The 24,163-nt window shown below is 46.8% G+C and carries 19 protein-coding genes and 1 tRNA gene; 12 read left to right on the top strand and 8 right to left on the bottom strand.

The window, feature by feature from the left end:
• Window positions 1-2 precede the first annotated feature (2 nt).
• Both FD961_RS02815 and rng read left to right on the top strand, forming a co-directional pair.
• Window positions 3-626, top strand: a complete 624-nt coding sequence (locus tag FD961_RS02815) for a nucleoside triphosphate pyrophosphatase (protein WP_215394015.1) — start codon at window positions 3-5, stop codon at window positions 624-626.
• Window positions 623-2,086 carry a ribonuclease G gene (gene rng, locus FD961_RS02810; RefSeq protein WP_071464900.1) on the top strand — a complete coding sequence of 488 codons (1,464 nt, stop codon included), beginning with the start codon at window positions 623-625 and terminating at the stop codon, window positions 2,084-2,086. The genes FD961_RS02815 and rng overlap by 4 nt, the downstream gene beginning before the upstream one ends.
• Before the next feature lie 19 nt (window positions 2,087-2,105).
• Here rng and msbA read toward each other — a convergent pair whose 3' ends face one another.
• Window positions 2,106-3,869 (bottom strand): lipid A export permease/ATP-binding protein MsbA, encoded by a 1,764-nt coding sequence (gene msbA / locus FD961_RS02805; RefSeq protein WP_215394014.1) that lies wholly within the window; start codon window positions 3,867-3,869, stop codon window positions 2,106-2,108.
• A 10-nt stretch (window positions 3,870-3,879) separates the two neighbouring features.
• Between msbA and FD961_RS02800 the strand changes: the two genes are divergently transcribed.
• Genes FD961_RS02800 through FD961_RS02790 form a run of 3 tightly spaced genes read left to right on the top strand, consistent with a single transcriptional unit; the run spans window position 3,880 to window position 6,580 of the window.
• Window positions 3,880-4,641 carry a glycosyltransferase family 2 protein gene (locus FD961_RS02800; RefSeq protein ID WP_215394013.1) on the top strand — a complete coding sequence of 254 codons (762 nt, stop codon included), beginning with the start codon at window positions 3,880-3,882 and terminating at the stop codon, window positions 4,639-4,641.
• Window positions 4,638-5,417 carry a glycosyltransferase family 2 protein gene (locus FD961_RS02795; RefSeq protein ID WP_215394012.1) on the top strand — a complete coding sequence of 260 codons (780 nt, stop codon included), beginning with the start codon at window positions 4,638-4,640 and terminating at the stop codon, window positions 5,415-5,417. Before FD961_RS02800 ends, FD961_RS02795 begins: the two co-directional genes overlap by 4 nt.
• Window positions 5,418-5,428: 11 nt before the next feature.
• On the top strand, window positions 5,429-6,580 hold the full coding sequence (locus FD961_RS02790) for a glycosyltransferase family 9 protein (RefSeq protein ID WP_215394011.1): 1,152 nt from the start codon (window positions 5,429-5,431) through the stop codon (window positions 6,578-6,580).
• A gap of 11 nt (window positions 6,581-6,591) precedes the next feature.
• Here the strand turns inward: FD961_RS02790 and dnaE are convergent, their stop codons facing one another.
• Window positions 6,592-10,200: a DNA polymerase III subunit alpha gene (gene dnaE / locus FD961_RS02785; RefSeq protein WP_215394010.1), complete on the bottom strand. Its 3,609-nt coding sequence runs from the start codon at window positions 10,198-10,200 to the stop codon at window positions 6,592-6,594.
• 3 nt (window positions 10,201-10,203) lie between these two features.
• Between dnaE and gluQRS the strand changes: the two genes are divergently transcribed.
• Window positions 10,204-11,154 (top strand): tRNA glutamyl-Q(34) synthetase GluQRS, encoded by a 951-nt coding sequence (gene gluQRS / locus FD961_RS02780; RefSeq protein ID WP_215394009.1) that lies wholly within the window; start codon window positions 10,204-10,206, stop codon window positions 11,152-11,154.
• A gap of 29 nt (window positions 11,155-11,183) precedes the next feature.
• Here the strand turns inward: gluQRS and FD961_RS02775 are convergent, their stop codons facing one another.
• The 3 genes from FD961_RS02775 to FD961_RS02765 form a co-directional block, all read right to left on the bottom strand.
• On the bottom strand, window positions 11,184-12,617 hold the full coding sequence (locus FD961_RS02775) for a DEAD/DEAH box helicase (RefSeq protein ID WP_215394008.1): 1,434 nt from the start codon (window positions 12,615-12,617) through the stop codon (window positions 11,184-11,186).
• Between the two features lie 6 nt (window positions 12,618-12,623).
• Entirely contained in the window at window positions 12,624-13,028 is a 405-nt protein-coding gene (locus tag FD961_RS02770) for a heme-binding protein (RefSeq protein ID WP_201721750.1), read from the bottom strand.
• A gap of 155 nt (window positions 13,029-13,183) precedes the next feature.
• A complete protein-coding gene (locus FD961_RS02765; RefSeq protein ID WP_215394007.1) occupies window positions 13,184-14,368 on the bottom strand; it encodes an alanine--glyoxylate aminotransferase family protein in 1,185 nt (394 codons plus the stop codon).
• A 200-nt stretch (window positions 14,369-14,568) separates the two neighbouring features.
• On the opposite strand from FD961_RS02765, the gene FD961_RS02760 reads away from it, so the two are divergent.
• Both FD961_RS02760 and FD961_RS02755 read left to right on the top strand, forming a co-directional pair.
• Complete coding sequence (locus FD961_RS02760; protein WP_215394006.1) at window positions 14,569-15,264, top strand: GntR family transcriptional regulator; 696 nt, start codon at window positions 14,569-14,571, stop codon at window positions 15,262-15,264.
• Window positions 15,261-18,323, top strand: a complete 3,063-nt coding sequence (locus FD961_RS02755) for an FAD-binding and (Fe-S)-binding domain-containing protein (protein WP_215394005.1) — start codon at window positions 15,261-15,263, stop codon at window positions 18,321-18,323. The genes FD961_RS02760 and FD961_RS02755 overlap by 4 nt, the downstream gene beginning before the upstream one ends.
• A gap of 32 nt (window positions 18,324-18,355) precedes the next feature.
• Here FD961_RS02755 and FD961_RS02750 read toward each other — a convergent pair whose 3' ends face one another.
• The 3 genes from FD961_RS02750 to queG are packed head-to-tail and all read right to left on the bottom strand — an operon-like array spanning window position 18,356 to window position 20,633.
• Window positions 18,356-18,697 carry an AzlD domain-containing protein gene (locus tag FD961_RS02750; RefSeq protein WP_071464889.1) on the bottom strand — a complete coding sequence of 114 codons (342 nt, stop codon included), beginning with the start codon at window positions 18,695-18,697 and terminating at the stop codon, window positions 18,356-18,358.
• A gap of 17 nt (window positions 18,698-18,714) precedes the next feature.
• The gene (locus FD961_RS02745) at window positions 18,715-19,500 is read right to left on the bottom strand and encodes an AzlC family ABC transporter permease (RefSeq protein WP_215394004.1); all 786 of its coding nucleotides are present in this window, start codon (window positions 19,498-19,500) and stop codon (window positions 18,715-18,717) included.
• Between the two features lie 32 nt (window positions 19,501-19,532).
• Window positions 19,533-20,633: a tRNA epoxyqueuosine(34) reductase QueG gene (gene queG / locus FD961_RS02740; protein ID WP_215394003.1), complete on the bottom strand. Its 1,101-nt coding sequence runs from the start codon at window positions 20,631-20,633 to the stop codon at window positions 19,533-19,535.
• Between the two features lie 42 nt (window positions 20,634-20,675).
• On the opposite strand from queG, the gene tsaE reads away from it, so the two are divergent.
• The 4 genes from tsaE (at window position 20,676) to FD961_RS02720 (ending at window position 24,159) form a co-directional block, all read left to right on the top strand.
• Window positions 20,676-21,191, top strand: a complete 516-nt coding sequence (gene tsaE, locus FD961_RS02735; protein WP_215394002.1) for a tRNA (adenosine(37)-N6)-threonylcarbamoyltransferase complex ATPase subunit type 1 TsaE — start codon at window positions 20,676-20,678, stop codon at window positions 21,189-21,191.
• Window positions 21,192-22,535 carry an N-acetylmuramoyl-L-alanine amidase gene (locus FD961_RS02730; RefSeq protein WP_215394001.1) on the top strand — a complete coding sequence of 448 codons (1,344 nt, stop codon included), beginning with the start codon at window positions 21,192-21,194 and terminating at the stop codon, window positions 22,533-22,535. It begins immediately after the preceding gene.
• Window positions 22,536-22,621: 86 nt separating this feature from the next.
• Window positions 22,622-22,697, top strand: a tRNA-Lys gene (locus FD961_RS02725).
• A 127-nt stretch (window positions 22,698-22,824) separates the two neighbouring features.
• Entirely contained in the window at window positions 22,825-24,159 is a 1,335-nt protein-coding gene (locus FD961_RS02720; RefSeq protein WP_215394000.1) for a hypothetical protein, read from the top strand.
• Window positions 24,160-24,163: the final 4 nt, after the last annotated feature.

Below are 24,163 nucleotides of genomic sequence, written 5' to 3'. Positions count from 1 at the left end.
CCTTGAATTCTTTTATCTATCTCGCCTCACAAAGCCCACGACGCCAAGAACTCTTAAAACAAATTGGTGTTGAATTTAAATTGCTTCTTGCGCAAGCTGGTGAAGATACTGAAAGCATTGAGACGCCCCTCCTTTATGAAAAAGCATGCGCTTATGTAGAGCGCGTAACCTTAGCTAAAAGTGCTGTGGCACTCGAGCGCTGGGGGAAAAGTGGATTGCCGTGGGCGCCGATATTATGTGCCGACACAACCGTAAGCTTACCCAATAGTCCTGATGGTGAAATTCTAGGCAAACCATCTGACGCTCGTGATGCTTTGCGCATTTTGAGGATGCTGAGCGGAAAGATCCATGAAGTACTTACAGCTGTAGCACTAACGGTCAGGCCAAATGAGCCTCCTATCTCTATCGTGCAGATCTCAGAGGTTCAATTTGCAGACCTCTCTGAAGAGCTCATTGAAGCTTATATTGCTAGCGGAGAGCCTTTTGGGAAAGCTGGGGCTTACGGCATTCAAGGGGGCGGCAGTGCTTTTATCCCTTCGATTAAGGGCAGCTATAGCGGTATCATGGGTCTACCCCTGTATGAAACTGTTCAACTTCTCAAGCGCGCCCAAGTTCACTGCATATGAATGAAGAAATACTGATCAATATCACCCCACAAGAGACGCGGGTTGCATTAATTCAGCAAGGTGCAGTGCAAGAGCTCCAAATTGAGCGCACTCGCCAGCGTGGGATTGTTGGCAACATCTATTTAGCAAAAGTCGTTCGTGTATTACCGGGCATGCAATCTGCGTTCATTGAGGTTGGTTTAGAGCGCACTGCTTTTATGCATGTCGCCGATATTACGCAAAGCAATCCACAGCCCCAAATTGAGAAGCTATTATTTGAAGGTCAGACACTATTAGTACAGGTTCTTAAAGACCCCCTGGGTACCAAAGGCGCTCGCCTGACAACCCAGCTCAGTATTGCGGGTCGTAATTTGGTATACCTACCACCTGCTGGCACAGACGTTGCCACGGAAAAATATATTGGTGTATCACAACGCATTGACCAACCAGAAGAGCGTGAAGCGATCAAAGCGCGCTTGGCGGGTCTCATGGCTGAGGATGAAAAAGGTGGCATCATCGTACGCACTAGCGCTCAAGATGCCTCGGATACAGAATTGCAGCATGACATGCGCTATCTTAGAACTACCTGGGAAAATATTCGTGAGGCCGTTAAATCTAAAGCGGCTCCTAGCCTCCTTTACCAAGACTTAAGCCTTGCTGAACGGGTCTTGCGGGATGTTGCTGGCGAAGAAACAACGCAGATTCGCGTAGACTCTGCAGAAAATTTTGAGAAGCTCAAAGGCTTTGCCACTCTTTATATGCCTAACCTATTGGGCAAGTTAACCCTGCATCGTGGTGAGCGCGCCCTCTTTGACTTGTTTGATGTCGACGCCGAAATTAATAAAGCTTTAGGAAGACGAGTCGACCTGAAGTCCGGTGGCTATTTAATGATCGACCAAACGGAGTCGATGACTACGATTGACGTAAATACTGGTAGCTATGTAGGTGCTCGTAATTTAGATGACACAGTCTTCAAAACCAATTTGGAAGCAGCCCAAGCGATTGCTCGTCAACTTCGTCTACGTAACCTTGGTGGCATCATCATCATTGATTTCATCGACATGATGGGCAAGGATCATCAAGAATCCGTCCTTTATGAATTAAAGCGCAACCTTGAACGCGATCATGCTCGCACCTCGGTTAGTGAATTTTCAGCATTAGGTTTGGTAGAAATGACGCGCAAACGAACTCGCGAGTCTCTGGCCCATATCACCTGTGAGCCTTGTGCTACCTGCATGGGCAAAGGTGAAATCAAAACTGCTCAGACGATTTGTTATGAAATTTTGCGTGAAATCGTACGTGAGCATCGCCAATTTAATCCCCGTGAATTTCGTATCGTGGCAGCGCCGGATGTGATTGACCTCTTCCTTGAAGAAGAGAATCAATTTTTAGCACAGCTCGGGGACTTTATTGGCAAACCAATTACACTTCAGGCTGAAGGCAGCTTCAAACAAGAACAATACGATATTGTTCTTAGTTAAGCGACTTACCAAAAACTATTTAAGCGTTTGAGAATTGAATGCGGTGCAAATTGGCATATAAGCCATCTTGCTTGATCAACTCTTCATGCGAACCGTTTTCTATCACCTTGCCATGCTCTAAAACGACAATACGGTCTGCATGCTCAATGGTTGATAAACGATGGGCAATCACTAAGGTGGTGCGCCCCGCCATTAATCGCTCTAAGGCATCTTGTACTTGACGCTCAGATTCTGAGTCCAAAGCGGAAGTGGCTTCATCCAAAATAAGGATTGGTGCATTTTTATAGATAGCACGAGCGATAGCTAAACGCTGGCGCTGGCCACCAGATAGACGATTGCCGTTATCCCCTACCAAGGAATCTATTCCCTCCGGAAGCTCACGAATCATAGCGCTTAGATTAGCAGCCTCCAAGGCCTCCATAACGCGCCCACGATCAACACCTTCTTCAGTGGCGGCGCCGTAAGCCACATTAGCAGCAATGGTGTCATTGAACAAAATGACATCCTGACTGACGAAAGCCAGTTGCTTGCGAACATCAGCAAGAACAATGTCCTCCAAAGGCAGATCATCTAAATAAATATGTCCACTCGTTGGCTTGAAGAAGCGCGGAATCAAATTCACCAAGGTTGATTTGCCGCCACCAGATGGTCCAACAAAAGCCACAATTTCACCTGGTTTGATATTGAGATTAATATCAGTCAAGGCATCTTTACGCCCCACTTCTTGCTGATAAGAAAATCCAACATTCTCAAATCGAATAGCGCCTTTGGCTTTATCCAAAGATCGCATATTCAATCTACGATCCTCATCCTCTTCAAAAGGCTGATCCATCAAACCAAAAATCATTTCTGCAGCAGTTAAGCCGCGTTGCAATGGCTGATTGATGTCTGCCAAATGCTTTAGGGGGGAGATGACCAGCATCATTGCCGTAATAAACGCTGCAAAGCCACCCACGGTAGTACCTTCGGTTGCAGATTGCATCAAAGCAATCACCAGCACGATAGACAAGGCCATAGAGGCAATCAATTGGGTAATCGGCTGATTTAGGCCGCCTGCTACTGCAGACTTCAGGGTAAATTGACGCAGTCGCTCTGCCTTCTGCTTAAAGCGATTCATCTCATAATCTTGAGCGCCATGAACCTTAACAATTTTGTAGCCAGCAGTAGATTCCTCAACAATATAGGCAAGCTCACTAGTTAAATTTTGCTGCTGGCGATTCAGGGATCGTAATCGCCGATTAATCTTAGTCATGATCAATGCGATCACTGGAAAAATAAATAAAACGACCAAAGTTAATTGCCAGTTGAGGTAAATCAAGTAACCCATCAAGCCCACTACAGTGAGAGAGTCACGTACTAAGCTAATCAGCATCCCCCCCATGACTGAGAGAACATTATTTACTTCAAATACAACTGCATTAATTAAATTAGAAGCCGAGTTCTTCTGGAAAAAAGTAGTGCTTGCATGTAGCAAGGTTTGGAACATTTGTTCGCGCAACTTCAAGAGAGCCGCATTAATTACTCTAGTAAGCAAGTAATTGGATAAAAATTGCGCCAAACTCCGGACCAACGCTAATCCCACTAAGAAAACTGGCACCTGCCACAACTTACTATTGAGCTGACCAGTGAACCCGCGGTCTAATAAAGGCTTCATCAAGGCGGGTATGGAGGTCTCAGCCCCTGCAACAATAGCCATAGCTATCAGGGAGCCAATAATCAGCCCAATATGGGGCTTGAGGTAGGTAATTAAGCGATTTAGGGCGGTACGGTCTTGAGCATTCATATAATGAATTATGCCCACCTTATCCGTCATACTCATCACCCGCAATGAAGAGGCCAATTTAGAGGATTGCCTGACCTCATTGGAAGGCATTGCCCAGCAGATTGTCGTGGTCGACACCAATAGCACTGATCACACCTTAGAAATCGCCCAAAATCATGGCGCTACCATTGCTCAGCCATCGGATTGGCCGGGCTTTGGCCCCCAAAAGAATCGCGCCCTAGAGCTCGCTACAGGTGAATGGGTTCTATCTTTAGATGCCGATGAGCGGCTTACCCCCGCCCTAAGATCAGAAATTCTGAGGGCTATTCACCATAGCGCCCATATTGACTGTTTTGCCATTCCTAGGCTGTCTTGGTATTGCGGTCGCTTTATCCGCCACTCTGGCTGGAGTCCAGACTATGTTGACCGACTTTTTAAGCGGGGGACCGCCCGCTTTTCCGATGACCTGGTACACGAACGCCTCATTCCTAAAGGGCAAGTGGCAAGGCTAGAGAATCCCATGCTGCACTACAGCTTTATGAACTACTCCCAAGTCTTGCAAAAACTAGATCGTTACTCAACAGCCTCGGCTGAGCAAGCTTTTGCCAAAGGCAAAACCAGCAATCCTTTAACAGCAGTCTTGCATGGAGTCTGGGCCTTTATCCGCACTTACATCATTCGCGCTGGATTCTTGGATGGAGCCCAAGGATTTGCTTTGGCCATTTCGAATGGTCAGGGAACCTACTATCGCTATATCAAACTCTGGCACCTAAACCAGGAAGCCCGTAAATGATTTCCATTTTGTTGGCTACTTATAACTGGCCACAAGCCCTTAAGCTCTGCCTCGAATCACTGGCCACCCAAACAGACCGTGATTTTGAAATTATTATTGCTGACGATGGTTCAAGCGATAGTACTAAGCAAGTCATCGACACTTTTAAAGCATCCCACCCTATTTCTATTGCGCATCTATGGCAAGACGATCAAGGCTTTCGGAAAACCAAAATCTTGAATCAAGCGATTGCTGCTGCCAAAGGGGATTACCTCATTTTTTTAGATGGCGACTGCATTGTTCAGCCAGATTTTGTTGCACGTCATCGCCAGCTTTCAGAAAAAGGATATCTAGTTACCGGTAGCAGAGTCTTGCTTGATGAAAAACTCACTCAAGGCCTGCTTACCTGGCCAGCTTGGGACTTCTCACTATTTCACTCCAAACTCCTAAGTGAGCGTTTGCGTGGTGGCATCAATAAGTACTGGCCCCTGAAAATTAAATTTGGGAATGGCGGATGGCGGGACTATCAAAAGTTTGTTTGGCGTCGCATTAAAGGCTGCAATATGGCTTGCTGGAAAGCAGATGCTGAGGCAATCAATGGTTTTGATGAAACGATGACTGGCTGGGGTCATGAAGATGCTGACTTTATCTTTCGCTTGCAACGCCATCACATCAAACGGAAGTCGGGATCATGGTCAACTGAAGTACTGCACCTCTTTCATAAGATACACGACCAAAGTAATGCTGCTGAGAATGCCCGCCGAGTTCGTGAAAAGATTTTGGCAAAGGCGATGTAAGAGTTACTACTATGACTCACTTTTCCAACCTTAAGCCAAAGAAAGTTTTATTCATTGCCACACGGCAAATCGGGGATGTGCTGGTTACAACACCTCTCATTAGTAAAGCTCGTGAACTTTGGCCAGATGCCGAGTTTCATTTTTTGGGCTACAAGGGTAAATTGGAGATGCTCAAGGGCAATCCTGATATTGCACAGGTCATTGAAACCTCTGATAGACCAGGCTTTGGGGAGTACCTCTCACTCTTTAACCGTTTATTTCAGCGCTATGATCTTGCATTTGTTACCCAACCAAGTGACAGAGCCTATCTCTATGGTTTGGTCTCCGCCTTTCACCGTGTAGGCGTTTTAGGAGGGCATCCTCAAGGTAAGCAAAGTAAGGTTGTAGATAAGTCGAATCGACAAAACGCCTGGAAGAAATTCATCTGTATGCATACCGTTGATGTTGACTACTTTAGCCAGCATGTCATTGCTGAAAAACTACGCTTGCTTGAAGTCTTTTTCCGCAATCCTTTGGAATTATTTTCTAAGCCCATTAAGGTCACTCCACCGATTGGTGAGGCGTTAACACCCGTCATTGCTGGAGAACTCACTCAGCCTTATATAGTGATACATCCTGGCCCATTAACTGCATATAAACGTTGGCCATTAGCGTATTGGCAAAAAATCATTACTTATTTAGCGAAACGGGGATTTCAGGTAGTGCTGAGCGCCTCTCCCGCGAAACAAGATCTGCAGCTCAATCATGACATTTTTTCGCTACTAGAGGACAATATCCGCAAGCAGGTAATTAATACCGCCGGTAAGCTTTCGATTCCGCAGGCTGGTTCTTTGTTGAGGGCAGCCTCTTTATATATCGGCGTCGATACCTCTATTACGCATTTAGCAGCAGCTTGCAATACCCCGACAATTACTTTATTTGGCGCTACACCACCGACGAATTTCGGGCCATGGCCCAATGGCTTTATTGGCGATCAACCATACCAATTGCGCTCCCGCTCTCAAACGGTTGGCAATATTACGATCTTGCAAGGCCCTGGGGAGTGCGTACCCTGCCGGAAAGCAGGTTGTTTAGATCGCGCCGATAGCTATAGTGAATGCTTAGACTTACTTGAGCCAACCCAAGTAATAGATGCTATAGAAAAAGTATTAGGGCAACACTGAGGCTAAGCAGCCTAGTGGTACTGAACCAGAACAGGATCTTTTTGCTTTGATGCCAATAGTTGATTAAGACTATGCAAACAAGCATCGTCAGGGTAAATTCGCATCTCTTCTGGGAACTGCATCAAGCACGCACCACCACTAGTGGTCACAGCTGCCGTCAACATTAAGCCCTTCACACCATCTTTTGCGCTAGCCATGTGCGCACCGAATTTAGGATCGCGTGCCCGATTCGACATCAGGTAGGGTCCGATTTGGCTTCGCAACATTCTGACATCTACCGCTGAATCAATGCATACATGAACATTACGGGCAAAGCGCATGCGCGCCCCAGTGATATCCATTACCGCTTCAGAAACAATTCGCATTCCACCAGAGAATTTATCTGGCGTGACATTGACTTTAGCGACCAGTAATTCGTCTTCTTTTAGCCATGAACGATTTGGTTCGTAGACTTCGCTATATAACGTCACCTCTAGTGCGGCAGTGCCGTCATCAATTGTTGCGATCATCATGCGGCCGCGCTGACCGGTAAGCATCCGGGCCGAGGTGACGATGCCTGCAATCAGTTGATCCTTGCCTTCAGTAATTTTTGACAGAGGCTGACGAATAAAGTGAGCAGTCTCGTCACGATAAGCATCAAACATGTGTCCCGTTAGGCAAAGGCCTAAAGCCGTTTTTTCCTCTTGAAGACGTTTTTTCTCAGACCAGATTGGTTCACGAACCAATTCTGGCAGATGACGGTGATCCTCACCAGCAACCTCAAACAAGCTCACTTGATGAATCGAAGCCTCTGCTTGCTCTGCAGCTTCGATTGCCCTTGCTAAGGAGGCAAGTAAGGTCGAGCGGATGTCATACAGATTTCCACCTGCAGGTACGGAATCTCGATAGAGACTATCAAATGCACCTGCGCGCATTAATGCCTCAATAGCGCGACGATTCACTTGCCTGCGGTCAACCCGTGCACAGAAATCAAACAGGTCTTTAAATGGTCCGCCAGTTTGGCGAGCTTTCACAATTGCTTCGATTGCCGCTTCACCAGTGCCCCTAACAGCCCCCAGGCCATAACGAATATGACTGAGAGGTGCATCTGGTGCCGCATCTGGAGCACGCAGCGGTGTGAACTCATAGACTCCAGTATTGATATCTGGAGAGAACACTCGAATCTGATTTGCCAAGCAGTCGTCATACAGAATCTTCACCTTATCGGTGTCATCCATCGCAAGCGATAAGTTGGCTGCCATAAATTCGGCAGGATAGTAAGCCTTCAGCCATGCAGTCTGATAAGCCAAGAGTGCATAAGCAGCCGCATGGGACTTATTAAATCCATACCCCGCAAAGCGCTCCATCAAGTCATAAATCTCGTTCGCTTTACCTTCGGTAATACCGCCCGCTTTTGCGCCATCACTAAAAATCTTGCGATGCTGCGCCATCTCTTCCGGTTTTTTCTTGCCCATCGCGCGTCGCAACATGTCTGCGCCACCTAATGAATACCCGCCAATCATCTGGGCCATCTGCATGACCTGCTCTTGGTAAACCATGATGCCGTAGGTCTCTCGCAAAACGGGCTCGATACGCGGATCCGGATACTCTACTTTTTGTCGGCCGTGCTTACGCTCAATAAAGTCTGGGATCAAATCCATTGGGCCTGGACGATACAGAGCCACCAAAGCAATAATGTCCTCAAAGCGGTCAGGCTTGGCCTCACGCAGCATGCCTTGCATGCCGCGACTTTCTAGCTGAAATACTGCAACCGTATTGGCTTTCTTGAGAACATCAAACGCTTTTTCATCATCTAGCGCTATATCACCAATCGTCCAATCTTTGCGGTCGGTATGTAGAGTCTTAATCCAACGCTCAGCTGCCGCCAAGATCGTGAGCGTGGTCAAACCTAAGAAGTCGAACTTGACTAAGCCAATCGCCTCTACATCATCTTTATCAAACTGACTAATGACAGAGCTGCTATCTTGTTCTTTTGTTTCTTGAGTGTAGAGAGGGCAAAAATCAGTGAGGCGCCCTGGGGCAATCAGTACGCCGCCGGCATGCATACCCACGTTACGAGTCATGCCCTCTAATTGTTGGGCTAGGGAGAGCAGTTGACGGACTTCATCTTCATTCTTTTCGCGTTCCGCTAGTTGCTTTTCTTCTTTCTTGGCCATTTCAATGGTCATGTATTGACCTGGCTTATTCGGAACCAGCTTTGCGATACCGTCAACGAAGTTATAGCCCTGCTCTAGAACGCGACCGACGTCACGAATAGCCGCTCTAGCAGCCATCGTGCCGAAGGTAGCAATTTGGCTAACTGCGTCTTTACCGTATTTATCTTTAACGTACTGAATCACACGGTCACGACCATGTTGGCAAAAGTCGATATCGAAGTCGGGCATCGATACCCGCTCTGGATTTAAGAAGCGCTCAAAAAGTAAGTTGTAGCGTAGTGGATCTAGATCTGTAATTCCTAATGAATAGGCAACTAAAGAGCCTGCGCCTGATCCTCGACCAGGACCTACTGGCACGCCATTATTTTTCGCCCAGTTAATAAAGTCTGCAACGATTAAGAAGTAACCCGGAAATCCCATTTGAGAAATTGTCTTCACCTCAAACACCAAACGCTCGTGGTAACGCGGCGCTTCTTTGGCACGCTCTTCAGCATCTGGGAAATTACGCTCCATATGGCGCGCTAGGCCAATCTCGGACTGTTGCAATAAATAATCATCAAGAGTGATGCCAGGCGGCGTTGGAAAATCCGGCAAGCGCGGCTGACCAAGCACCAGAGATAAATTACAACGCTTGGCAATCTCTACTGAGTTGGCAATAGCGGCCGGTAAATCGGCAAAGCGCTTTTCCATCTCTGCTTGACTTAAAAAATACTGCTCTTCATTGAATTTCTTTTGGCGACGCGGATTACCCAGCAGCTCTCCCTCAGCAATACATACCCGTGCCTCATGGGCTATGAAGTCACTCTTTTGCATAAACTGCACAGGGTGCGTTGCTACTACGGGAAGGTCTAGCTCACTCGCTAGATGACAGGCTAGCTGGAGCTGCTTTTCATCCTGGGGGTGACCACCACGTTGAACTTCGATATAGAACGATTTAGGAAAGAGCTTTTCAAAACGTCTTGCAGCAATCTTGGCCTGATCCTCTTGACCCGCTAATAATGCACTCCCAACTTCACCCATGCGCGCACCGGAGAGTGCAATTAATCCATAGGCAAGTGTTCTCTTAGCTTTTTTATCTTCAGCTTTTGCCGCAGGCTCACTAAACCATGCTGAATCGACTTCAGCGCGACCACGAGATTGATTTTCTAAAGAAGCCCTACTGAGTAGCTCACAAAGATTGAGATAGCCAGAATGGTTTTGGACTAGCAAGAGCAGTCGATGTGGTTGGTCTGGATCCTGGGGATTGCTCACCCAAACATCCGCTCCGGCAATCGGCTTAATCCCGCCAGAACGAGCGGCCGTATAAAACCGCACTAAACCAAATAAATTGCTTAAATCGGTTAAGGCTAATGCCCCCATTTCATCCTTGGCGGCAGCTGCCACTGCATCATCAATGCGCACGACTCCATCCGTTATCGAAAACTCGGAATGGATGCGAAGATGAACAAAACGGGGTAAAGCCATGAGATGATTTTAGCTGTGTCTACGCATAAAAACCCCTCATCCCCAGCCGACGGCTATCGCGGGCGATTTGCCCCTTCGCCTACCGGGCCACTCCATGCCGGATCCCTGGTTGCCGCCTTGGGAAGCTGGTTGGATGCCCGTAAAAATGGGGGTAAATGGCTCCTCAGAATCGAGGATTTAGACACCCCAAGATGCATCCCGGGCGCTGACCAGCAAATCCAGTCTCAATTGCTTGCCTGTGGGCTTTTCTGGGACGATGAACCCACTTATCAGTCCCAACAGCAAGAACGCTACCAACGGGCTTTAGAGCGCCTCAACGTGCTCAAATATCTTTACCCTTGCTCCTGCTCTAGACAAACGATCGCCAATACCCTGCATGGGCTAGGAATCCACACTCCCCGCAATCAAGAGCAGGTTTATCCCGGCACTTGCCGACCAAAATCATTGGAGATGAATTCAAGCGAGGTAATTCTCGGGGGTAAGCTTGCTTGGCGAATCGCTCTACCCCCTCATTGCCAGATTGCGTTTGAGGATCTATCTCTGGGGCAACAAAGCCAAGATCTCAACAAGCAAGTGGGTGACTTCGTCCTTAAAAGAAGTGATGGTCTATTTACCTATCAACTCGCCGTTGTAGTGGATGATGCGGAGCAAGGCATCACTCATATCGTGCGCGGCGCAGATTTGCTCAGCAATACCGCAAGACAAATTTATCTACAGAATATGTTGGGCTACGCAACACCCCTATATAAGCATCTGCCACTGGTTTTAGATAAGCATGGTGAAAAGCTCAGTAAGCAGACCTTGGCAAACCAAATTAATACACAAGACGCGCAACATGCACTTGCCGAATTACGCAAGGCTGCACAACATTTAGGATTAAATGAATTGCCCGATAGTGAGAGTATCACCATTGCAGAGTGGCTTTTAGCAGCCACCCATGCCTGGAAAAGCTAACAGGCAGAGCCTGCTTGCTTTTGATGGCTTTATTTCTTTTTGAAGCCGCCCAACAAAGCGCCCACGGCTGGCTTAGCCGCCACAATCCCGACTTTTTTCTCTTCAGGCTTTACGGCATGACCCACTGACTGCGCTGCTGCAGTTGGCTCGTATGGTTTGTAGAAGAATGGGTCTGCCCCTTTGGCAGGCGCAGCACTACTAGATGGCTTAGCGTATGAAGGAATTCCCTCAGGCAAAGGTTTGATGTCCAGCTTACGCTTCATCAATTTTTCGATGTCATCCAGCAAACGTTTTTCACTAGCATCTACCAAGGCAATCGCATCACCTGTACTGCCGGCGCGACCTGTTCGACCAATGCGGTGAATAAAGTCTTCAGCGTTGTAAGGCAGTTCGTGATTAATCACGCAAGGCATATCAGGGATATCTAGACCACGGGCTGCTACATCGGTCGCTACTAAGGCTTCAATAGCGCCCGATTTAAATGCATCTAGAGTCAAAGTACGTTCACCCTGACTCTTGTCGCCATGAATCGCGCCAGCCTTAATGCCATCGCGCTCTAAGGCACGCGCCAACTTGGCACAACCTAAACGGCTATTAGTAAAGATGATGCACTGACGTGATAAGCCCTGTCGTGTGCGGTTCTCTAGCACCTTCACAATCGCACGCTGCTTATCACTTGACGACACCATGTGAATCACCTGCTTGACAGTATCGGCAGCAGCGTTTTGACGCGCCACTTCAACCGTCACCGGTGTCCGCAAATAACTTTGCGCCAGTTTTTTAATTTCTGGCGAGAATGTTGCTGAGAACAGTAGTGTTTGTCTTTGCGCTGGAATCAAATTAATGATGCGCTGCAGATCCGGCAAGAATCCCATGTCGAGCATGCGATCTGCTTCGTCAAGAACCAGAATCTCGACTTGAGAAAGGTTTGCAACTTTCGAGCCAATGTGATCCAAGAGACGACCAGGGGTTGCAATCAAGATCTCAACGCCATTACGCAGAATTGCTACTTGCTCCTTCATATCTACGCCACCATAGACAACGGCAGCACGTAAGTCAGTATGTTTAGAGTAATTGGCCGCATTTTCTGCAACCTGCACAGCCAGCTCTCTGGTGGGTGTTAAGACCAGCGCGCGAATTGGGTGGCGTGCTGGTGAAGCGCTATTACTGGCGTGACGCAGAATCTTTTGAATGATTGGCAATACAAAGGCAGCTGTTTTGCCAGTACCTGTTTGCGCGGCACCCATTAAATCGCTGCCCGCTAATACATGCGGGATCGATTGAGCTTGAATCGGAGTAGGAGTGTTGTAACCCTGTTCAGCAACCGCTTTTTGAATCAGCGGATCTAAACCAAAATCAGCAAAAGTGATTGTTGCTGGTGGAGTAACACTAGGGTCAGCGCTAGGAACGACTGAGTCGCCAACCCCGTTAGATGAATTTATTTCAGTAGCAGTATTTGTCAAGGTAACTTACAAGATGGCGGCAATGCCGGCCTTAGCGGTCTCAGCATCTTCCGCAGATTTAACGCCGGAAACGCCGACTGCGCCGATGGTAAACCCATTTACCTCGATATTGACGCCACCCTCAAGCATGCCTGAAACATGAGGGGCTGATAAAAATGCATGGCGCCCGTTATTAATGATCTCTTCATAAACACGTGTCTCGCGCTTACCCATTGCTGCAGTACGAGCTTTCTCTTGTGCAATATAAGAAGAAAGGGGAGCGCAAGCATCGCGACGAATCAAACCCAACATATGACCACCATCATCACAAACGGCGATGGTGACTGCCCAATTATTTTTAGCAGCATGTTTATCTGCTGCATCCAAAATCTTTTGAACATCAGCTTGAGTTAAATACGGTTTAGTTGCCAACATGTTTAATCCTTTTGTCTCGAATATGTTTTATATGATGAAAGTGCTATCTATATAAGTGCTTGAATTATAAAGGGTGTAGCCTGGTTCAGTCCTACAGGCCCTGCTCCACCCTGTATTTACCTCATTTGCACCCTGTCTCCACCCAAATGTGATTATTTGAGGAATTCTTGGGCGGCCACAACACCGCTAGCCTTAGGCTTAAAGCCCATAGAGCCCAAACTCATTTCCACACCACTTAAGGCAGCCATTAGGCTTAATTCATTGCAGTCGCCTAAGTGACCAATACGGAATGCCTTACCCTTAATTTTTCCAAGGCCAGTACCCAATGAAAGATTGAATTTCTCTAAAGCATGCTTACGCAATACATCAGCATCCATTCCTTCGGGTGTAGCAATACAAGTAAGAACTGGTGAGTAACACTCTTTGTCTTGGCACTGGATTTCTAAACCCCATGCATTAACAGCTTCACGACAAGCTGCAGCCAAACGTTGGTGACGAGCAAAGATCGTATCCAATCCTTCTGCCATCATCATGTCCATCGCTTCATGCAGGCCATACATTAAATTGGTACTCGGTGTTGTTGGCCAGTAACCATTTTTATTGGACTCCAGGATTTCATCCCAAGCCCAATATGATTTTGGATAAGTACTGTGCTTGCTTGCTTCAATTGCCTTTGGAGACAGGGCATTAAAGCCAATGCCCGGTGGCAACATCAAGCCTTTTTGTGAGCCAGACACCGTCACATCAGCACCCCACTTGTCATGCTCATAGTCCGCAGAACCCAAGCCAGACACGCTATCCACCAATAACAAGGCTGGATGCTTCAGAGAGTCAATCGCGCTACGAACCGCCGCAATATTCGAAGTAACGCCGGTAGAAGTTTCGTTATGCACTACGCATACTGCTTTGATTTCATGTTGTGTGTCTTTACGCAAACGTTCTTCAATGACAGATGCATCAACACCCCAACGCCAAGAGTCTTGTCCAACTTTACCCACCACTTCCACTTTCAATCCGAGTCGTTGTGCAAGAGCACGCCATAGGTTGGCAAACTGACCGGTCTCATAAAACAAGACGGTATCGCCGGGATTAAGCACGTTGACCATGGCACCCTCCCATGCACCCGTTCCAGATGCGGAATAAATGATGACCGGCTGTTCAGTTTTAAAAATCTTCTTGATGCCATCGAGCACCTTCAGACCAAATTGACCAAACTCAGGACCACGATGGTCGATGGTTTGGTAACTAATGGCACGCAATACACGTGCCGGGGCTGGGCTTGGGCCAGGAATATGTAAAAAATGGCGTCCTGATGCGTGGTTATCTAGTTTCAACATGCTTTGTCTCGCTATGGGTATGTTTATTAGGGGTCAATTCTGAAAGTCTGTTCTGCAGCTAGTGTAAGACAATTTTTGGTAATTTTCTATTTTGTATACAAATTATTTAAAATAAATCATTGAATAAGGCATTAAAACCCATTATTTATGCTTTATGATGAGTTATTCATATTTTTGCATACAAATTTTAGGTTCTCACTATGACGGTCACAGAGCTGCCAAATTCCCAGAATCTGCATGAAGCGATATTCCAAAAGCTCAGATTGCTATTGGTTGAGGGAAAAATCACCCCCGGTAGTAAATTGAATGAGCGAGAGCTAGCCGAAAGTTTGAATGTTTCCCGCACCCCAATCCGAGAAGCAATTCGTCGCCTAGCTGCTGATGGCTTGGTTGAGCTGATTGCCAATCGTGGCGCAATTGCCTTACAACTCAGCCTAGAAGATGTAATTCACACTTTTGATGTCATCGCAGACTTAGAAGGTTTCTCTGGAGAGCTGGCTGCCAACAATATTAGTGATGCCACCCTCTCTGAATTAGAGGCCCTTCAGTATGAAATGATGGCTTCGTATGCGCGACGTGATTTATCAAGCTATTACAAACTTAATCTTCGAATTCATCATCTGATTAATCAAGCTGCCAACAATCCGGTGCTAACTCGCCTCTTCTCACAAGTGAATGCGCGTATCGAGGCTTTACGCTTTCGCTCTAACCAAGACGGTGTCAAATGGGAGAAGGCAGTTGAAGAGCATCAAGAAATGCTCGATGCCCTCAAGGCCCGCGATAGCAAGAGAATGCGCAAAATCATGATGCAGCACGTGATGAACAAACGCGATGTTGTAGTGCAACTACTAAAGGCTGAAGCCGCAAGCCCATTAGCGGCGGAGATAATCAAATGAATAAACCTTTAGACCTCAAAGAGCTGATGGTGGACCGAGCCGCTTTAGCGAAACGCCTACGCCAAGAGACTTCTGGTGAAGTCATGACAGATAGCGCTAGTCGCGGTCGCTATGCAACTGATGCCTCCATTTACCAAGCCATGCCAGTGGCGGTATTTGTGCCTAAGACTGCTGAAGACATTGCAACAGCGATCCAGATTGCATCTGAACTGGGTGTACCGATATTGCCTCGAGGTGGCGGCACAAGTCAGTGTGGCCAAACTACTGGTGCCGCATTGGTGATTGATAACAGCAAATACTTCAGAAATATTCTCGATCTCAATCTAGATAAAGCTTATGTAGAGGTTGAGCCCGGCATGGTGCTCGATCACCTTAATGGCTCCCTCAAACAACATGGCCTTTGGTATCCGGTAGATGTCTCTACTGCTGGTCAGGCAACTATTGGTGGTATGGCAGGCAACAACTCCTGCGGGAGCCGCTCGATTGCTTACGGCAATATGGTGCATAACGTTTTGGGCATTAACGCTTGGCTCGCCAATGGTCAAATTGCTGAGTTTGGCAATTACGCGAACAGCTCTGGTGTTGCTAAGCAGTTGGGTGATTTTGTTAAAGGCCTAGCCACTACTCTACAACCTGAAATCGAAACTCATTTTCCAAAGGTGCTTAGACGAGTAGCGGGCTATAACCTGGACATCTTTCATCCGCAAAGTGAATTACCTTATACCCAAGACGGTAGCGTCAATCTCTCGCACCTCTTGGTGGGTAGCGAAGGTACGTTAGCGTATTTCAAATCCCTCAAACTCAAGTTAGCGCCTTTACCAAAACACAAAGTGCTTGGCATTGTGAACTTTGCCAGTTTTTATAAAGCAATGGATAGTGCACAGCATATCGTCAAGCTGGGACCTACTGCAGTTGAGCTAGTGGATCGCACCATGATTGATCTAGCACGCAGCAACCCTAGCTTTAAAAAGACAATTGAGACCGCGCTCATAGATCACACAGCCCAAACTCCAGAAGCGATTTTGTTAGTGGAGTTTTCTGGTGAGGCACATGCCCCACTATTAGAGAAGCTGAAGGCATTAGAAGAGCTCATGGGTGATTTAGGACTTGCAGGCTCAGTAGTGCCAATGCCGGATGCTAGTCTGCAGAAGAATTTGTGGGAAGTACGCAAAGCAGGCCTCAACATCATGATGAGTCTTAAGGGTGATGGCAAACCCGTCAGCTTTATTGAGGACTGTGCAGTCCCCTTAGAGAGCTTGGCTGATTACACGCAAGCATTAACAGATGTTTTTTCTAAATATGGTTCACGTGGTACTTGGTATGCCCACGCTTCAGTAGGTACATTACACGTACGCCCTATTCTGGATATGCGTAGAGATGGCGCACAGAAAATGCGTGCAGTTGCAGAAGAAGCCTCTGCCTTGGTGCGTAAATATAAAGGTGCTTATAGTGGTGAACATGGCGATGGCCTCTGTCGCGGCGAGTGGATCTCTTGGCAGTTTGGCCCCAAAATCACCGAAGCTCTGGCAGAAATCAAAACCGCTTTTGATCCAAAGGGATTATTTAATCCCGGGAAGATTATTAATCCACCAAAGATGGATGATGCCAGCAACTTTAGATTTCCACCAAGCTACAAAGTGATTCCATTGCAGCCTGCCTTAGATTGGTCTGCCTGGAATGTCCAAAATAATCCTATTACTGAAGAGACAAGTGCACCAGGAACTGGTGGCGACCCTGCTATGGGATTGGCTAAAGCAGTAGAGATGTGCAATAACAATGGCCACTGCCGCAAGTTCGACGCTGAAGTGATGTGCCCCAGCTATCGCGTTACTCGTGATGAAAAACATCTCACACGTGGCAGAGCCAATACTTTACGTCTTGCACTTTCCAATCAACTCGATATGAAAGATGAATCATCCCCACTTGGTAGTGATGCCATCAAAGAGGCGATGGAGTTGTGCGTAAGCTGTAAGGCCTGCCGCCGAGAGTGCCCTACTGGTGTAGACATGGCCAAGATGAAAATTGAGTTCCTATCTGCCTATAAAAAACGGGTTGGTCATTCATTGCGTGATTTAGCGGTTGCCTATTTACCAAAATATGCGGGTACGATTAGTAGCATTCCACTATTGCCAGCGCTACTCAATTTACGTAATCACATTGCACCGATTGCCAAACTACAAGAGTGGATCATGGGCATCTCTGCCCAAAGAAGCTTACCTATTTGGAAGAGCAAAACTTTCTGGAGTAATCCAAAAGCGATTACGCCATATCAATACAGCGCTGATGAGCTATCGAAACAAAAAGGAGTAGTACTGCTAGCAGATACTTTCAACGCCTATTTTGAAGATGAAAATCTGATGGCTGCCATTAAAGTGCTCACGGCAGCAGGCTACCAAATTCATATTCCGCACAAGAGTCAGAGCAAGGCAGCCAATACAGAACAAAATACCTGCTCTAAAGAATTTTGCTGTGGCAGAACCTATCTTGCCGCCGGCATGGTGGATAAAGCCAAAGAAACCTTGGGTGAGCTAGTTAATCACCTGGCACCTTATGCAGATAAAAACATTCCCATCATTGGTCTTGAGCCTTCCTGTCTCTTTACATTAAAAGATGAGGCATTAGTCATGGGCTTTGGCGAACGTGCAGTGACAATATCTCAGCATGCGCAGCTCTTAGAAGAGTATTTAGCGAACGAGGTCAAAGTGGGCAAACTCAATCTAAATCTAAAAGCAGCGAGCAAGCCAATGCTTTTCCATGGTCATTGCCATCAAAAGTCCTTTGCTGCAGTCACACCTGCAATGGAATTACTCAAGCTGATTCCCAATGCAGAGCCTAAGCTCATTGAATCCTCTTGCTGTGGCATGGCGGGCAGTTTTGGTTATGAAGCCGAGCATATTGAAGTTTCTAAGCAGATGGCCGAGGCTAGTTTGCTGCCTAGTATTCGCAAGTCACCCGATAGCTGGGTAGTGGCAGACGGTACGAGCTGTCGTCACCAGATTGCTGATGGCACCCAAAGAGAGGCGGTACATATCGCCAAAATATTGGCAGCACATCTTTAATATTAATTGCTGAATGAAGTGGCTTGGGTGACTTAACGAATCACACCATAACCCACCATGAGCAGGGTTCCAGTCAATAAGGCTGGAACCAATCGCTTAGTAGGTTTGGAGACCATGACGCCAATACTTAGGGCGCAAATCAGAATCCGAATCCATAAAGGTACAGTCGCCATTAATCCTAGGGGCATCACAATCAGGCGAATGGTTAAAGCAGAAACCATGGTGTAAGTCACTGCAGCTAACCAGCGGAAGATTTCACTATCTTGGTTGATACTTTGCGACAGCATTACCCCAATGGCCCTACAGAAGTACGTGCCAAGACAAGCACCTACCAAAGCAATCCATAGACCCCAACCAGAGAGTGCTGAATTCATGGTTTCTATCGCATTGTTCAACCGATTACCCCTGCTTTCTTGCGCAAGAATTTACGATCAATAAAGTAGGCCAAAGTACCACCCACGAGCCCTGCAGTTAATAAGCTGGTATCACGATCGATAGCGAAAAATATCGGCCCAAAGATGCATCCCAAAAAAATGGCAATGCGATTAATCCAAGGCTTTACTTCGGTGAATGTGAGCAAGAAAAATAGGGGGTTAATAAACACTAAACCAAGAGTGACTGCTGGCGGAACCATGCCTGCCAAATAAAAACCCAGAATAGTCCCAGGAATAGAAATCAACCAACAGAGTAAGCCTAGCCCAACAAAATACGCTAAGCGATGCTTGGTCTCAATTGCATGAAACTCGCGCATCGAGATCGCCCATGCAGTCATCGCCAATAAATGCACTGAGGCATACAAACTACGATTGCGATCTTTTTGATGAAACTGCGGAAAGAGTGTCACCGTCATGGTGATAAAACGGGTTGAAGTTAATGTCACCGCTAAAGCAATCGCAATTACCGATGAACCTGTAATCGCCATCTCCAGCAAGACCACCTGCCCCGGTAAGGCGAACATAAAAAATGAAGTAAAGGTGGTGAACCACACATCAAAGCCATTGGTTTTGCCCATCGCCCCAAAACCCACCATGCCGGCAAAGAGCACCATTGCTGGTGCGCCAGCCGCATCGCGCATCCCTTCCCAAAATGCTTCTTTAGGATTTTTGAAGCGTTCGGCCGCTGAGCCCTCAAGCGCGATTTCGCTAGGGTCTATATACGGTTGATCGACTGATGACATAAGATGATTGTAGATCTAGGGCGAATACTTGCCTAGTCAGAGGTATCGAGTGCCCATTGAATATGCTCTGCTACCAAAGGGTCTCCTGATACCAGCCCCTCTGTTAAAGCCTTACGAATATCTTGCTTTGTAGTGAGTGGAACTGACGGACTTGCCAGGGCATTACCCATTGCCACCGCTAAATTACGACGCCATCTGTTGTAGCCAATTCTACGAATGGCACTGCCTTCATGTCTTTGCTCGAATTCTGCTTCCGTCCAGGACCATAAATGGAGAAGACTTGCTTGACCTAGTCCGTGACGTTGTGCAAAGTCGGGCAACTGTGAACGTTTGGCAAATTTATTCCATGGACAAATGAGTTGACAGTCATCGCAGCCATAAACGCGATTACCCATTGCTCTTCGAAACTCCAAAGGTATAGCCGCTGGATTTTCAATTGTTAAATAAGAGATACAACGGCGCGCATCCAATTGATATGGCGCAGTGATTGCATGGGTTGGGCAGACATCAATGCAAGATGTGCAGGTGCCACAACGCTCTTCCTGCGGCTCATCTACTGGTAGCGGCACATCGACCAAGATCTCGCCCAGGAAGAAGGTAGATCCAGACTCGCGATTGAGTAAGAGCGTATGTTTACCACGCCAACCTAAACCTGCTTTGCGCGCTAACTCTACCTCCATCAAAGGTGCAGAGTCAGTAAATACGCGGTATCCAAACGCCCCAATTTTTTCTTCGATGGCTTTAGCAAAATCTTGCAAGCGATTGCGGAGCACTTTGTGATAATCGCGCCCTCTGGCATACATGGAGACCACTGCCTGGCTAGGATCTTCTAATCTTTTCCACTCAGCATCAAAGTTCAGCTCTTCTGGAAGATAGTTCATCGTGACACAAATCACTCGCACGGTACCCGGTACAAGCAACTGAGGATCTGAACGCAGATCAGCATGGCGTTGCATGTATTCCATCTGGCCGTGACGCCCTTCTGCCAGCCATTTCCTTAAGCGCTCACTCGCAAGGCCTAAGTCAGTATCGGTGATGCGCAGGGCATCAAAACCCAACTCCGCAGCCTTCTCCCCAAGCCAAGCACGTAGCTCAGGCTCATTTAAAGCGGCAGAATTGGCAGATAAAGACATATGAATACAGAATGTAGCGTAATAATTGAATAAACTAGAACAATGGCTCAAACACAGGAAACCCTGAAGCAACATTGTAGGCAAGAAGCAGATACTGCTGACCTTGCCAAGCGACTTGCCACCAGCCTTGAGCAATTTATTCAAAGCCATCCAGAATCACATCTCAATATCTCCCTAGAGGGTGACCTTGGAGCCGGTAAAACGACATTTGCTAGGCACCTCATCCAGAGCATGGGTCACACAGGTAAGGTGAAGAGTCCCACTTACACCCTATGTGAGCCCTATCCTCTGAAAACCAACAATATTCTCTTTACCGTTCATCACTTTGACCTTTATCGCATGCGCGATCCCTTGGAGTGGCAAGAAGCGGGCTTTGCTGAGTATTTCGATATTCCCGGCATATGCATCATTGAATGGCCAGAAAAAGCTGAGGGATCTTTACCCGCATTTGATTTACAGGTTGAGTTAACTGCTGGCGCCACTGAGAATGAACGTTTGATCTCAATCAATGCACTATTAAATGATGGTGTCGCCGTCTTAAAGAACATCAAGCAATAGATGAGCAATCCATTTAGCAAGTCAAAAACAGATTTAGCAAGAAGGCGTCATTTGAAGTCTTCAGCAAAATTACTCGGGCTTGTCCTCCTATTAGGTGAAATCGATATTGCCTGGGGCGCCAAGATTTTAGGTGTGCGCGTCTGGCCTTCAGAAGACTACACGCGTATTACCCTGGAGTCTGATACACCCCTGCCGATTACTCAGCAGATTCTGACCAATCCAGATCGCCTAGTAGTCGATGTTCAAGGTTTAGAACTCAATCCCACGCTCAAGGATCTCGTTGCGAAGATCAAACCGAATGATCCCTATGTTTCTCAAGTGCGAGTAGGTCAGTTTCAGCCTGGGGTTGTCCGCCTCGTGTTTGACCTAAAGGAGCCCATCAAGCCGCAGCTCTTTACACTTGATCCCGTAGCTGAATACAACTACCGGATGGTGTTTGACTTATATCCCACTACCCCACCAGACCCTTTAATGGAGTTGGTCAAGAGTAGTGCCAAAAAAGAAAGTGCCCTGACTAAATCCAATGAAGAAGTAGACCTCATTGCGCAATTTGCCACTAAGAAAGATTCCCCCAAGCCGCCAGTTGCTCAGGCTATCCCAGAGGTCAAAGAGGCTCCAGCACAAGCCAAATACAAACGCTTGATCACCATTGCAATCGATCCAGGACATGGTGGTGAAGATCCAGGCGCGATTGGCTCTATGGGCTCTAGAGAAAAGCATGTTGTTCTCTCGATTGCCAAAAGACTCAAAGACAAAATTGAGAATGAAGCCTATATGCGGCCCTACCTCACCCGTGATGGGGATTACTTTGTACCACTCCATGTCAGAGTTCAAAAAGCTAGGCGAGTTGAAGCAGATTTATTTGTATCAATTCATGCGGATGCATTTATTGAATCGCACGCTAAAGGTGCCTCTGTATTTACCCTTTCTCAAATGGGTGCCAGTAGCACGATGGCGCGCTGGATGGCAAATAAAGAGAATGCTTCTGATCTGATTGGCGGCATCAACATCAAGACTCAAGATCGGCAAGTAGCGAACCTACTTCTAGATATGTCCACCACCGCCCAAATTAAAGACTCATTACAAGTAGGCAACTCCATCCTCAAGCAAATCGGTGGATTTGCACCTCTGCATAAAGGAAAGGTGGAGCAAGCCAGCTTTGCCGTTCTGAAAGCCCCAGACATCCCCTCTATCCTTGTAGAAACCGCTTTTATTAGCAACCCCCAAGAAGAGGCCAAATTAAATGATGATGGCTATCAAGACCGGATTGCGGACGCCATTTTGAGAGGAATTAAGGACTATTTTTCCAAAAATCCTCCCGTTGCCCGAAGAGTCAATACGTAAGCTACTTGTAACTACAAGGGCTTACGGGGAGGCAAGCTAGACCCCAGGGTGGACTACAAACTTCTTGCTATAATTTATGGCTTACTGGGTCGGTAGCTCAGTCGGTAGAGCAGCGGACTTTTAATCCGTTGGTCGCGAGTTCGAATCTCGCCCGACCCACCAAGATATAAGGCGAAGCGCACAAAAGTGCGCTTTTTCTTTTGGTACACACCAAATACACACCAATTATTAGTGCTTGTCCTATTCCCAGCAAACGCTTATGCTGTATGGACTTGCTGGTTATTTGGGTATGAGACAGAAAAACGCTACCACTCACATTTTGATAGAACGGGAACTACGCATTTATCAGCGTGAACGTAGTGCTGTATGGCAGGTTGCGTTCAATGTAGATGGGCGCTGGAACCGCGCAAGCACTAATGAACGGGATTTAGCAAAAGCTAAAAAAGCCGCGCATGACATCCTCATTAAAGCAAATGTCAAAAAAGAACTGAATATCTCCCCTGTCACCCGCAAACTCAAGGATGTTGCTAACACCGTTCTTAAGCAACTTGAAGCAGATATTGAGGAAGGAACAGCAAAACCCGTCTACAAAGACTATGTTTCCGTTCTTAAGACTTACGTCATTCCAATACTGGGTAAGTTCAATGTCAACAACATTAAGCGTGAAGCATTGGACGAGTATGAGACTAAGCGCACCAAGAAGATGGGTAAACCAGCTACCTATAGCACTCAGTTAACCCATAACGCTGTACTCAATTTGATATTTGATGAAGCTGTACTTCAGCGTTTTATGACAGAACTGGATCGTCCCAAGCTGATTGCTAAAGGAAAAGTCAGTGAACGTCGTCCCGCATTTGAATTAGAAGAGATCCGTGCGCTAAAGGAACACTTCAATGATTGGATTGAACGTGCTGAAAATACAGTAAGTAAAAACTTAAGAATATTGCTAAGAGAGTATGTATACGTATTACTTGATACCGGTGCGCGTCCTGGTAAGGAATTACTAAACCTGCGTTGGAAACAAGTGCGCTATACACATACGGATGACAGTGGTAGTCACGTTGAAATGAATGTTAGCGGTAAGACTGGTAAACGGAAAATTATTGGTTGGGATGACACCATTGATGTACTAAAAAGATTGCTAAAGGTACAGGGTTTAGGTGGGATAGAGACAGTGACTGAAAGTAACCATAACGGTTACGTATTTAGAATGAAAGATGGGAAAGAACCTCAGTCTTTCCAAAAGCTATTTGAAACATTCTTAAGACAGCACAATCTACTCATCGACCCCAACACAGAACAGAAGCGGGTGTTCTACAGCTTGCGTCATACCTACGCTACCTTTAAGTTAACCTATGACAGAACCCCTGTTTATACGCTTGCTGAACATATGGGTACAAGTGTATCCATGATTGAGAAGCACTACGGACACTTAAAGGTGAAAGAAGCACTACCGCAATTAAAAGGGGAAACAACAAGGGGGTTGCTAAACAAGAAAGCAAAAAGTAACCCCACATACAACCCCAAATCAGATGCGGAAGTAAAAGCGGAACTAAAAGCTAAGCGTAGCTTGGGTGGGAAGAAATCAGGTGAGACACGCAGAAATAAAGCAAAGAGTTTATAAACCA

The sequence above is a fragment of the Polynucleobacter sp. TSB-Sco08W16 genome, assembly GCF_018687455.1.
Lineage (GTDB): Bacteria > Pseudomonadota > Gammaproteobacteria > Burkholderiales > Burkholderiaceae > Polynucleobacter.
The sequence above is the reverse complement of the archived record's forward strand: the minus strand, read 5'-3'. Positions and strand labels throughout refer to the sequence as shown.